This is a genomic window from Thioalkalivibrio sp. ALE23, assembly GCF_000378545.1.
Classification (GTDB): Bacteria; Pseudomonadota; Gammaproteobacteria; order Ectothiorhodospirales; family Ectothiorhodospiraceae; genus Thioalkalivibrio.
The window spans coordinates 311,167-323,773 of record NZ_KB900033.1; the positions used below are offsets into that span (position 1 = coordinate 311,167).

Annotated in this window: 10 protein-coding genes; 4 read left to right on the forward strand and 6 right to left on the reverse strand. The window is 68.6% G+C overall.

Annotated elements, in window-relative coordinates:
* The first annotated feature begins 91 nt into the window (after positions 1-91).
* Together F573_RS0108195 and F573_RS0108200 are read left to right on the forward strand one after the other, a co-directional pair.
* Entirely contained in the window at positions 92-1,408 is a 1,317-nt protein-coding gene (locus tag F573_RS0108195; RefSeq protein WP_019022166.1) for an efflux RND transporter periplasmic adaptor subunit, read from the forward strand.
* Positions 1,401-4,571 carry an efflux RND transporter permease subunit gene (locus F573_RS0108200; RefSeq protein ID WP_019022167.1) on the forward strand — a complete coding sequence of 1,057 codons (3,171 nt, stop codon included), beginning with the start codon at positions 1,401-1,403 and terminating at the stop codon, positions 4,569-4,571. The genes F573_RS0108195 and F573_RS0108200 overlap by 8 nt, the downstream gene beginning before the upstream one ends.
* Before the next feature lie 47 nt (positions 4,572-4,618).
* Here the strand turns inward: F573_RS0108200 and F573_RS0108205 are convergent, their stop codons facing one another.
* The 4 genes from F573_RS0108205 to F573_RS0108220 are packed head-to-tail and all read right to left on the reverse strand — an operon-like array spanning position 4,619 to position 8,727.
* On the reverse strand, positions 4,619-5,458 hold the full coding sequence (locus F573_RS0108205) for a ScpA family protein (protein ID WP_019022168.1): 840 nt from the start codon (positions 5,456-5,458) through the stop codon (positions 4,619-4,621).
* A gap of 5 nt (positions 5,459-5,463) precedes the next feature.
* Positions 5,464-6,684 carry a tryptophan--tRNA ligase gene (locus tag F573_RS0108210; RefSeq protein ID WP_018869595.1) on the reverse strand — a complete coding sequence of 407 codons (1,221 nt, stop codon included), beginning with the start codon at positions 6,682-6,684 and terminating at the stop codon, positions 5,464-5,466.
* 49 nt (positions 6,685-6,733) lie between these two features.
* A complete protein-coding gene (locus F573_RS0108215) occupies positions 6,734-8,104 on the reverse strand; it encodes a DUF945 family protein (protein ID WP_019022169.1) in 1,371 nt (456 codons plus the stop codon).
* Positions 8,105-8,106: 2 nt separating this feature from the next.
* On the reverse strand, positions 8,107-8,727 hold the full coding sequence (locus tag F573_RS0108220; protein ID WP_038033269.1) for an L-threonylcarbamoyladenylate synthase: 621 nt from the start codon (positions 8,725-8,727) through the stop codon (positions 8,107-8,109).
* Between the two features lie 114 nt (positions 8,728-8,841).
* Between F573_RS0108220 and F573_RS0108225 the strand changes: the two genes are divergently transcribed.
* Positions 8,842-9,138: a YciI family protein gene (locus F573_RS0108225; RefSeq protein WP_018945870.1), complete on the forward strand. Its 297-nt coding sequence runs from the start codon at positions 8,842-8,844 to the stop codon at positions 9,136-9,138.
* Positions 9,139-10,017: a peptidylprolyl isomerase gene (locus tag F573_RS0108230; protein ID WP_019022171.1), complete on the forward strand. Its 879-nt coding sequence runs from the start codon at positions 9,139-9,141 to the stop codon at positions 10,015-10,017.
* 46 nt (positions 10,018-10,063) lie between these two features.
* Here F573_RS0108230 and thrC read toward each other — a convergent pair whose 3' ends face one another.
* Together thrC and F573_RS0108240 are read right to left on the reverse strand one after the other, a co-directional pair.
* Entirely contained in the window at positions 10,064-11,206 is a 1,143-nt protein-coding gene (thrC, locus tag F573_RS0108235; RefSeq protein WP_018869600.1) for a threonine synthase, read from the reverse strand.
* 37 nt (positions 11,207-11,243) lie between these two features.
* The gene (locus tag F573_RS0108240; protein WP_019022172.1) at positions 11,244-12,551 is read right to left on the reverse strand and encodes a homoserine dehydrogenase; all 1,308 of its coding nucleotides are present in this window, start codon (positions 12,549-12,551) and stop codon (positions 11,244-11,246) included.
* Positions 12,552-12,607: the final 56 nt, after the last annotated feature.

A 12,607-nucleotide genomic window follows, 5' to 3' on the forward strand; every position in this document is an offset into this window, starting at 1 on the left:
ACTTCATCCGGTGCACCGTCTCCAAGGCCCGGGCATCAGGCCCGCGCCCCATCCAGCCCAGGACCCGAGCGAGAACTGCATGTCCCGTGTCATGCCGCGAGTCGGCCGTGCCCTCATCCCCGTACTGATCGTCGCGCTCAGCGTGGCCGGATTCATGATCCTGCGCGCCACCGGCCCGGAGGCCCCCGCCCCCGAGGGCGAGGAACGTGCCTGGCCGGTGCGCGGCTTCGTCGCCGAACCCGGGACCCATGAGCCCTCGGTGATGCTCTACGGGCGCAGTGCCTCGGCCCACGACGCGACCCTGCGAGCCGCAGTACAGGGCGACGTGGCCCGGGTCTCCGCGCGCGAAGGCCAGCGGGTCGCCAGGGGCGACGTCCTGATCCGGATCGACCCCGCCGAGGCGCGCCTGGCCCTGCGGCAGGCGCGCGCCGAGGTCGATGAACTCGAAGGCGCGCTGGAAAGCGAACAGCTGCGCGCGCGATTCGATCGCGAGGCCCTGGTGCGCGAACGCGAACTGCGCGAGATTGCTCGCCGCAACCTCGAACGCACCCGCAACCTGCGCGAACGCGATATGGCATCCGACAGTGACGTGGATGAAGCCCAGGAGCGGCTGCAGCAGGCCGAACTCACCATCCAGAACCGGGAACAGGCGATCGCCGACGCCCCCATGCGGCTGGCCGGGGCCGAGGCCCGGCTGAACCGGGCGCGGGCCGCGGCCGAACAGGCGGAACTGGACCTGGAACGCACCGAGATCCGCGCCCCGTTCGATGCCCGCGTGACCGCGGTCCGGACCTCGCCGGGCGAACGCGCCCGGGTGGGCGACGAACTGGTACGCCTGTTCGACGTCGACGACCTGGAGATCCGGGCCGGACTTCCCGTGTCGCTGGAACCGCGGCTGGAGGCGCTGCTGGCCGATGGGGCAACGCTAAAAGCCTCGGCCCGCAACGGCGGGCGCGAGATCACCAGCGAACTGGTCCGCATCGAAGGCGAAACCCGGCCTGGCGCCAGCGCTTCGCACGGTGTGTTCGCGATCCGCGAAGGCGGGCGCTCGCTGGGTCTGAACCGCTTCCTTGAGCTGAACCTGCGCCTGCCCGAGGAAGACGACAGCCTGGCCGTTCCGTTCGAGGCCCTGTACGGGCGCGACACCATGTTCCGCGTAATCGACGGCCGCCTGCAGTCCCTGAACGTCGAACGTCTGGGCGAATACCGCAGCGAGGCCGGGGACACCCTGGCGCTGGTTCGCAATCCGGACCTGTCGGCCGGCGACGTCCTGATCGCCACCCGCCTGCCCAATGCGGTGGATGGCCTGCGCGTGGAGGTCGAGGACCGCGAGGACCTGCCCACCGCGGCCGAAGCCGTGCGCGAAGGCGACCCGGACCTCCAGCCGCAGGACGCCGGCGATGAGTGAAACCAGCGCACCCATGCCGGGCGGCGCCCCGGCCGGGGGCGATGCGGAGGGCGCGGCCGGGCGCGGTCCGATCCGGCTGTTCCTGGAACACCGCCTGGCCGCCAACCTGCTGATCGCGCTGATGCTGCTGGCGGGCGCCTATGCCCTGAACCAGCTGAACTCGCAGTTCTTCCCCGATTTTGATCTCGACATCATCACGGTCCAGGTCGTGTGGTCGGGTGCTGCCGCCGAAGACGTGGAACAGTCGATCACCGACCCGCTGGAGCAGGACCTGCGCACGGTCGACGACCTGCGCGAGATGACCTCCACCTCCGCGCTGGGCGTGGCGACCATCACCCTGGAGTTCGAACCCGGCGCCGACATGTCGCATGCGCTGGAACAGGTCAACGACCGGGTCGATCAGCAGCGCAACCTGCCGGCGGATGCCGAGACCCCGATCGTCAATCAGGTGATCAACTACGAGCCGGTCTCGCGCCTGCTGATCACCGGCCCCGACGACCCGGAGCAGCTGCGGACGCTGGCCCGGCAGTACGAACGCGAACTGCTGGACGCCGGCATCGCGCGGGTCGAGTTCACCGGCCTCACGGAAGACGAGATGGCCATCCAGGTGCCGGCCTTCAATCTCTACCGCCTGGACATGACCCTGGCCGACATCGGCACGGCCATCGCCGGCATGAGCCGCGACATGCCCGCCGGCTCGGTCGGACGCGACGACACCGCCCGACAGCTGCGCAGCCTGGAACAGGCTCGCGACATCGTGTCTTTCGAACGCCTGGTGCTGCAGGGCGACCCCGAACGTGGTCGGGTGCTGCTGGGCGACATCGCCGACATCGACCTGCGCCCCCGCGACGGCGAGGTGCGTGTCCGCTCCCAGGGTACGCGGGCCATCGAGATGCAGCTGATGCGCAGCGAGACCGGCGACGCCCTGGAATCCGCGCGCACCCTCGAACAGTGGCTGGAGCGCACCCGGCCCGCCCTGCCCCCGGGTGTCCAGCTCCAGGAGACCGATGCCTTCTGGGAGCTGCTGTCCGAGCGCATCACCCTGCTGCTGAAAAACGGTGCCGGGGGACTCCTGCTGGTGCTCGGGATCCTGTTCCTGTTCCTGAACCGCCACATCGCCCTGCGCGTCGCCCTCGGCATCCCGATCGCCTTCACCGCCGCATTCGTGGTGCTGTGGCTGGTGGGAGGCTCGATCAACATGATGTCGCTGTTCGGCTTCATCATGTCGCTGGGGATCATCGTCGACAATGCCATCGTCGTCTCCGAGCACGCCTACAGCCTGCATCAGAGGGGCCTGTCGGCCAGTCGGGCGGCGCGTCAGGGCGCCCAGCGCATGGTCGGCCCGGTCGTCGCCGCGTCACTGACCACCGTCGCGGCCTTCATGCCACTGATGCTGATCGGCGGGATCATCGGCAATATCCTGTTCGACATCCCGCTGGTGGTGATCTGCGTGATCGTGGCCACCCTGCTGATCGCCTTCCTGATCCTTCCAGCCCATCTCAAGGGCGTGATGGATCGCCTCGAGGAACCGCCGGCCGGCAGCCTGCGGGCGCGCTTCGACCGGGGTTTCGAAAACCTGCGCAACGGCCCGTTCCGCCGTGCCGTCACGCGCGCCGTGGACCACTCCGGGGTCACCCTCGCCCTGGCGGTGGGCGCGGTGATCCTGGCCATCGGCCTCGCGGCATCCGGGCGCATCGGCTTCACCTTCTTCCCCTCGCCCGAGGGCACGGTCGTCCATGCCGGCGTGAACTTCGTGGCCGGCACCCCGCCGGAACGGGTCGAAGAATTCCTCATCCACGTCGAACAGGCGCTGGAGGAAACCGACGAGGAACTCGGCGGCGGCCTGGTGCGTGCCTCGGTGACCCGGCTCGGACGCGGCATCGACCCCGGCGACGGCAACGCCCCGCAGGGCGACCAGTTCGGCAACATCCAGGTCGAGCTGATCTCGCCGGAGGCCCGAGAGGTGCGCAACCGGGCGTTCATCCAGGCATGGCGGGACAACGTCCGCGAGGCCCCCGGCATCGAGACCTTTTCTATTGACGAGCGTCAGGCCGGCCCGCCCGGGCGCGATCTCGAAGTGCGTCTGACCGGCGATGACCCGCATATCCTCAAGGACGCGGCACTGGACGTGGCCGATCTGTTCGACGAGTTCCCGGGCACCTTCGCCACCCAGGACGACACCCCGTTCGGCCGCGAGCAGCTGACCTTCCGCATCCTGCCGGAAGGCCGCGCCCTCGGACTGACCACGGAGCAGCTCGGCGCGCAGCTGCGCGACGCCTACGACGGCCATCTGGCGCAGATCTATCAGGATGGCCTGGAGGAGGTCGAGGTGCGCGTGCGTCTGCCCGACGACGAACGCCACGCGACGGAAAGCCTGGACCGCCTGCAGATCCGCCTGCCGGACGGCGAGCTGACCCCGCTGGAGAACGTGGCGGAACTCGCATCCCGTCCCGGCTTCGAGACCCTGCGGCATGCCGATACCCGCCTCGCGATCGAGGTATCCACCGAAGTCGACCGCTCGGTAAACAATGCCGCGCGCATCCGCGCCGCGCTGGAAGACGGTCCGCTGGACGCGGTCGCCGAGCGCCACGGGGTGGACTGGTCCTTCGAGGGCCGCGCGGCGGATCAGGAGGAGACGTTTGCCGACATGCGCACGGGCCTGGTGCTGGCGCTGGGCCTGATGTACATCATCCTCGCCTGGGTCTTCGCCTCCTGGGGCTGGCCGCTGATCGTGATGGCCATCATCCCGTTCGGCATCCTCGGGGCCCTGCTGGGCCACTGGATCCTCGGGGTGGAGCTGACCGTGCTGTCGATGTTCGGCCTGTTCGGCCTGACCGGGATCGTGGTCAACAACTCCATCATCCTGGTCAGCTTCTACCAGGGATTGCGGGAGAGCGGTCTGGCCCTGCGCGAGGCGATCATCGAGGCCTCCTGCCAGCGCCTGCGCGCGGTCATCCTGACCTCGGTCACCACCATCGCGGGCCTCACCCCGCTGCTGTTCGAGCGCTCGGTGCAGGCGCAGTTCCTGATCCCGATGGCGATCTCGATCGTGTTCGGGCTGGCAGTGGCCACGGTGCTGGTACTGTTCGTGATCCCGGCGCTGCTGCGCCTGTACGAGGGGGCATTCGATCGCGGCGCCACGTCCACCCACCACGCGAGCTGACCGCAGCCCCGCGGAAGGGGGGCACGGGGTGGCGGGGCGCGTCGGGGTCAGGCGTCGCCGCCGCGCCGACGCAGGCGGATGGGGGCGTAGGGTTCGCTCTGCCCCCACTCCACCAGCCCCGCCTTGGCCAGCTCGAGGATGGCGAGGAACGACACCACCACGCCCTGGCGGCCCTCGGCCCGTTCCAGCAGGCCGACGAAGTCGGTGAAGGTCTCGCTGTCCAGCTCGTGCAGCAGCCGGGTCATGCGCTCGCGCACCGACAGCTGTTCGGTGGCCACGTGGTGGTGGGCGTTCAGGCTGGCACGCCGCATCACCCCGGCGAGCGCATCCATCAGGGCATCCAGCGACGGCGCCGGGGGCGGCGGGCCTTCCAGTGCGTCGGTCGCGGCGCCGGCGGCGAAGAAATCCCGCTCCATGCGCGGCAGTGCGTCCAGGCGTTCGGCCGCGGTCTTGAACTGCTCGTATTCCTGCAGCTGCCGAATCAGGGCCATGCGCGGATCACCGGCGTTTTCCGCGTCCGCCTCCGCCGGGCGTGGCAGCAGCATGCGCGACTTGATCTCGGCCAGCAGTGCCGCCATCACCAGGTATTCGCCCGCCAGTTCCAGGCGCAGGGCACGCATCACCTCGATGTAGGCCATGTACTGGCGCGTGATCTCGGCGATGGGGATCGCCAGGATGTCGAGGTTCTGCCGGCGGATCAGGTACAGCAGCAGGTCCAGCGGCCCCTCGAAGGAATCGAGGAACACTTCCAGTGCATCCGGCGGGATGTACAGGTCCTCGGGCAGCTCCGCGACCGGTTCGCCGTGAACACGCCAGACGTGCTCGCCCTCCCCGGCGGCGGCCGGATCAACGGGGTCGACGCTGGCGTCTTCGGCGTGTTCGCTCACCGGCTCTACCGCAGGTAGTCCAGCCCCATCGCGCGCCGGACCTCCTCCAGGGTCTCGCGCGCCTCTTCGCGCGCGGCCTCCGAGCCCTCGACCATGATCGAGCGCACCAGCCCCGGATCACTGGCGTATTCGCGCGCGCGCTGCTGGATCGGCTCCAGCTCCTCCTGGATGGCCGCGATCAGGGGCTTCTTGCAGTCCAGGCAGCCGATCCCGGCGGTGGTGCAGCCCTCGTAGAGCTCGCCCCGCTTGTCCTCGCCGGTGTAGACCTGGTGCAGCTCCCACACCGGGCATTTTTCCGGCGTCCCCGGATCGGTGCGGCGCACCCGCGCCGGATCGGTGGGCATGGTCCGGATCTGGCTTTCCACCTCCTGCGGCTCGGACCGCAGGCTGATGGTGTTGCCATAGCTCTTGGACATCTTGCGCCCGTCAAGCCCGGGCATCTTCGCGGTGGGCGTCAGCTTCGGATGCGGCTCGGGCAGGATGATCTTGCCCCCGCCCTCGAGATAGCCGAACAGCCGTTCGCGGTCCTTCAGCGAGATGTTCTGCTGTGATTCCAGCATCGCCCGGGCGACCTCCAGGGCCTCGTCCTCGCCCTGCTCCTGGAAGCGCTTGCGCAGATCGCGGTAGCGCTTGGCTGCCTTCTTGCCCATCTTGTCCACGGCCTGCTCGGCCTTTTCGGCAAACCCGGGTTCGCGCCCGTACAGATGGTTGAAGCGCCGCGCCAGCTCGCGCGTGACCTCCAGGTGCGAGACCTGGTCCTCGCCCACCGGCACCATGCCGGCGCGATAGGCCAGCACGTCGGCACTCTGCAGCACCGGATACCCGAGAAACCCGTAGGTCGCCAGATCCTTCTCGCGCAGCTGTTCCTGCTGGTCCTTCCAGGTCGGCACCCGCTCCAGCCAGCCCAGCGGGGTAATCATGGACAGCAGCAGATGCAGCTCGGCATGTTCCGGCACACGCGACTGCACGAACAGGGTGGCCGATCCCGGACTCACCCCCGCGGCCAGCCAGTCGATCACCATCTCGGTCACGTATTGCTGCAGGTCGCCCGGGTCTTCGTAATGCGTGGTCAGCGCATGCCAGTCCGCAACGAAGAAAAAGCACTCGTAGTTATGCTGCAGCTCGATCCAGTTCTTCAGGACTCCGTGATAATGCCCGAGATGCAGACGCCCGGTGGGCCGCATCCCCGAGATGACACGCTGATTCGTCCCCTGATTGGTGGTCACGGTCGCGATCCTTCCTGATGGTTGACTGATGAGGCTGAGATGGTCGGTGTCAGAACATGCCGCCGGCGGCGGCGAACAGCAGGCCCAGGGCACTGGCGGTGCGGTCCCGCTCGTTGACGTGGATGCGGCCGTCACGCATCGCCAGAGTCCCGCTCAGGATCTCGCCGTCGCGTTCCAGCCAGGCATCCGCCTCGGCCGCGGCCAGCACCCGGCCGAACGGCTGCGGGTCGGTCAGCCCGGCCAGCGACTCCGGCCATTGCAGCCCGACCGCGGCCTGCATGTCCAGCGCGATCGCCTCCACCGGGCGCATGCGGAAGCCTTCGGGCGTACCGGAAAAGACCAGGTTGCCCTCCAGCTCCAGCCGTTGCTCCGGCTCGTCGTTCATGATCGCCCCGAGCGTCACCGCCGGGCTGCGTTCCAGCGACTGGCTCACGGCATCGATCATCGCGGCATGGGTGAGATCGCGGCGTTGCTCGGCCTCCTGGCGCCGGTGCGCCGGGTCACGCAGGGTTCCGGCGAGCTGCTCCATGGCTGCGCGGTCCCAGCGCTCCAGCCCCAGCTGCAGATCCATCGGCCCGCTCTGACGCACGAGACGCTGCGTGCCCCGCGTCACCGTCATCCGGTCGATTTCCAGACGCGCGCGGGAGTCCAGCCGGTCGCCATGGGTGCTCTGGAATGCATTGATCCGGGCACGCTCCAGAAGCAGACTGCCCTCGCATCCCGGACCCGTCCATTCCATCCGGTCGGCCGCCACGCCGCCTTCATAATCCGGAAGCACGCCATAGACCCCGTCAGCGTCCGGCTCCAGCGCCAGGACCTGCCGCAGCCCCTCGAACACCAGGGTTCCGTCCGCCTGATCGAGTCGCAGACGCGGGATCGACAGACTCGCCATCGCCTGCTCGTCCGACCAGGCGAACTGCCCCAGCGCGTCCTCGAACTCCAGCCACAGCGGGCCCTCCGCGTCCCGGAGCGGTGCCACTGCCGGCCATTGCGCAACATCCAGGCGCGCATCCTGCACGCGCAGGCGGGTCGTGACGCCGCCACCCAGGCCGGTCCGGCTCTCCGCCTCGGGCGCAAGACGCTGCAGGATCGCGGCCAGCCCGTCATGCTCCGCGAGGGCGTCGTCGAGGGCCGCGTGATCCAGGCGGGTGGCGATCCTCGCGCCCAGCACCCCGTGCTGCACCTCGTGTACCACCGGTAGTTCGTAAGCGTCCTCGCCACGACGCAGGTGCAGTGTTCCTTCCGCACGCGCCTCGCGATAGCCCCGCTCGTAGCGAACGGGCTCGTGACGCAGTTCCAGACCACCCGCCTGCAGATCCATGCGCGCGTCGAGGGTGCCTTCCACCTGTCCCCCGACATACCAGGGCCACGCCGCACCAATGGCGACCAGCAGAGCGACCAGGATGATCCATTTACGCATGGCTATTCTTCCAGAAAGGCCACGTCCCCGAGGCCCTGTCGCACCACTTCCACGCCGTCACCGCTCAGGTCCAGCACCGTGGTGGCCTCCAGCGTTCCCGCGCCGCCGTCCAGGATCGCGTCCACCGCATGCGCGAGACGTTCTTCGATCTCCCACACCTCGGTCAGCGGGGTATCGTCCCCCGGCAGTTGCAGGGTGGCGGACATCAGCGGCGTACCGAGTTCCGCCAGCAGCGCGGACACGATGGGGCTGTCCGGCACCCGCAGTCCGATCGTCCGGCGCCTGGGATGCTGCAACCGCCGCGGGACTTCGCGGGTGGCGGGGAGAATGAAGGTGTAGGGCCCCGGCGTCAGGGTTTTCATCAGCCGAAAGGCTCTGTTGTCCACCTTGGCGTACACCCCCAGTTCGGACAGGTCACGGCACAGAAGGGTGAGATGATGGGTCTCGTCCACCTCGCGGATGCGGCGGATGCGATCGGCGCCGGTCTTGTCACCGGGCAGGCACGCGAGCGCATAACAGGCATCGGTGGGCACGGCGATCACCGCACCTTCCTGCAGCCGGTCGCAGACCTGGCGGATCAGCCGTGGCTGGGGATTCTCGGGGTGGATCGCGAACGTACTCATGGGGAACCGCAGATCGGACAAAGCGCGCAGTGTAGCGCAACTGTGACCCGACCATCACGCCGCACCCGCCCGTGACGTTACAATGCCCGCCTGTCCCCCCGACACGGAATGCCGATGCTCTACATGATCCAGGGCCACGATGCCCCCGATTCGCTGGACGCCCGCCTGGCGGCGCGTCCGGAACACCTGGAACGCCTGCAGGCCCTGCGCGATACCGGACGCCTGGTGCTGGCCGGGCCGTGCCCCGCGATCGACAGCCCCGATCCGGGGCCGGCCGGCTTCAGCGCCAGCCTGATCGTCGCCGAATTCCCGTCTCTGGAAGCGGCCCGCGAATGGGCCGATGCCGATCCTTATGTCCGGGCCGGGGTGTATGCCTCGGTGGATGTCCGCCCCTTCAAGCAGGTGTTCTGAATGGCCGCATCAACGTTTCCACTGCCCGCACCCCGCGGCCTGCTCGCGGCCGCGATCCTGGCCGCCGTCACCTCGCTTGCCGCCTGCGGCAACGATGGTCCGTCTGACGAACGCAATGGCCACGAAACCGATGCCGCCACGACGACCGAAGACGCCGAAATCCTCGCGCGCATCGATGGCGAACCGATCACCCGGGCCGATGTCTTCACCTATTCCGGCCTGGACGACGACCCCGGGATGGCCGGCGATGATGGCGTACTCGACGAGCTGATCAGCCTGCGGCTGCTGCGCCAGGAAGCCGAGCGGCGTGGCCTGCACGAGGAAGAAGAAACGCGCCGGATCCTCGAGATGGTCCGCACCAATTTCCTCGCCTCCGAGATGATGGAACGCCTGACGGCCGAGCTGGAACTCACCGAGGACGACCTGCGCGCCGAATACGAGCGGCAGGTGGAGCAGATGGCCGCCGAGGAGTACCGCGCCCGCCACATCCTGGTCGAGAGCGAGGAGACCGCCCGGGACCTGCTGGCCGAACTCGAGGACGGGGCCTCCTTTGCCGAGCTGGCCGAAACGCATTCAACCGACCCCGGCTCCGCCCAACGCGGAGGTGACCTGGGCTGGTTCGAAGCCGGCCGCATGGTGCCGGCCTTCAGCGATGCCGTGCAGCGCCTGGAACCCGGCGAGACGACGACGGATCCGGTGGAAAGCCGCTTCGGCTGGCACCTGATCCGGCTGGAAGAGACGCGCCCGGTCGACCCGCCGCCCATGGAAGACGTGCGGGCCGAACTGATCGAGATCCTGGAAAGCCGCGCGATTCAGGAAGAGATCGAACGCCTGCGCGAGGCCGCCCGGATCGAGATCCCCGAACGACCGGCAAACTGACCCTGCCCGGGGGCCGGAAGCGGCCCCCGGGTTCAGGCCGACGGCTTCAGGCGAGGTTGTCGCGGATCGCCTGCGACACGGCGTCCAGCTCCGCGGGCACCCGCGTCGGCTGGACCACGCTCTGACTGATCGCGGTGTCCGGGTCCTTGAGGCCGTTGCCGGTGAGCGTGCAGACCACGGTGGACCCCGCCGGGATTCGCCCCGAGCGAATGTCGCGCAGGGCGCCGGCCAGCGAGGCGGCGGAGGCCGGCTCGCAGAACACCCCCTCCTTTTCCGCCAGCAGTTTCTGCGCGGCCAGAATCTCGTCATCCGCGCATTCGTCGAACCAGCCACCGGATTCCTCGCGCACCTTCCACGCCATGTCCCAGGACTGCGGGTGACCGATGCGGATCGCGGTCGCGACCGTGTCGGGGTCGTCCACCATGGCCCCGCGCATGAACGGCGCCGACCCCGAGGCCTGATAGCCCACCATGTGCGGCCGGTTCCCGACCATGCCGCCCCCGGCGTACTTGCAGTGCCCCTGGCAGTAGGCGCAGGCGTCGGTCACGTCCTCGCTGCTGCGGGCGGCCATCTCGCTGTAGCCGATCCAGTGTGCGGTGATGTTTCCGGCATTGCCCACCGGCAGGCAGTGATAATCCGGTGCCCGGCCCAGCTCCTCGATGATCTCGAAGGCCGCGGTCTTCTGCCCCTGCAGACGATACGGGTTGACCGAATTGACCAGGGTCACCGGGGTATTCGAGGCCACTTCCTTGACCAGCCGCATGCCGTCGTCGAAATTCCCGGCGATCTGGATCACCGTGGCCCCGTGCATCATCGCCTGCGCCAGTTTGCCCATCGCAATCTTGCCGTCCGGGATGACCACGAACGCGGTGATCCCCGCGCGGGCGGCATAGGCCGCGGCAGCGGCCGAGGTGTTGCCGGTGGAGGCGCAAACGATCGCCCGCGAACCCTCTTCCACCGCGCGGGTGACCGCCATGGTCATGCCCCGGTCCTTGAACGAGCCGGTGGGGTTCAGGCCCTCGTACTTGACGTAGATCTCCACCTCGCTGTCCAGCTCGCGGGGAATGTTGTTCAGCCGGATCAGCGGCGTGGCTCCCTCGCCGAGGGAGATCACGCGGGTGTCGTCGTGGACCGGCAGCCGATCGCGGTAGCGGTCGATCAGTCCGGTGTAGCGGTGTCCGTGGGCCATGCGGATTCTCGTGTCGTGGATCGGATCAGTTGGTTGTTCAGAGCGCTTCCATGCGGATACGCGTGATCGGAGTCAGCAGGTGCGGCAGTTGTTCCACCGCCGTGATCGCCTGGTTCATCGCGCCCTCGCGCACGGCGTGCGTCAGCATGATGATGGTCGCCTCGCCCCGCTCCGGGTCGGGCTCGCGCTGCAGGATCGCCTCGATGCTGATGCCATGCTCGCCCAGGATCCGGGTAATGTCGGCCAGTACCCCCGGACGATCCTGGGCACGCAGGCGCAGGTAGAACGAGGTCTGGACGTCCTCCAGCGCCACCACCGGGCGTTCCGACAGCGCGTCCGGCTGGAACGCCAGATGCGGCACGCGATTCTCGGGGTCGGTGGTCAGGGCGCGCACCACGTCCACCAGATCGGCGACCACGGCCGAGGCGGTCGCCTCGGCACCGGCTCCGGCGCCGTAGTACAACGTGGGCCCCACCGCGTCGCCCTGCACCAGCACGGCATTCATCACCCCGTCCACATTGGCGATCAGCCGGCGTTCCGGGATCAGGGTCGGATGCACCCGCAGTTCGTAGCCGTCCGGCATGCGACGCGCGATGCCCAGATGCTTGATGCGGTACCCCAGCTCCGCAGCGAAGCCCACGTCCTCGCGGGTGATCCCGCTGATGCCCTCGACCGCCACGCGGTCGAACTGCAGCGGGATGCCGAACGCGATGGACGCCAGGATCGCCAGTTTGTGGGCGGCATCGATACCCTCCACGTCGAAGGTCGGATCGGCCTCGGCGTAACCCAGTGACTGAGCCTCCGCCAGCACGTCCTCGAAGTCACGACCCTTGTCGCGCATCTCGGTCAGGATGAAGTTGCCGGTCCCGTTGATGATCCCCGCCAGCCATTCGATGCGGTTGCCCGCCAGGCCCTCGCGGATCGCCTTGATGATCGGGATGCCGCCGGCGACCGCTGCCTCGAACGCCACCATCACGCCGCGCGAATGGGCGCGTTCGAAGATCTCGTTGCCGTACAGGGCGATCATCGCCTTGTTCGCGGTGACCACGTGCTTGCCGGCGTCGATCGCCCGCAGGACCAGGTCGCGCGGGGCATCAGTCCCGCCCATCAGCTCGACGATCACCTCCACTTCCGGATCGTCCACCACCGCCGCCGGATCGGTGGTCAGGCGGATCCCCGTGGTGTCGCAGTCACGCTCCCGTTCGATGTCGCGGGCAGCGGCCGCCACCACTTCAATGCCGCGGCCGGCGCGCCCGGCGATGTCGGTCCCGTTGCGGGCCAGCACGTTCACCGTGCCGCAGCCCACCGTTCCCAGTCCGAGAATTCCGATCTTTACCGGCGTCATATGATCCTGTTTCCCTGATCGTCCGGATGCACCGCATCCGGGTTTTGGTCTTCGAA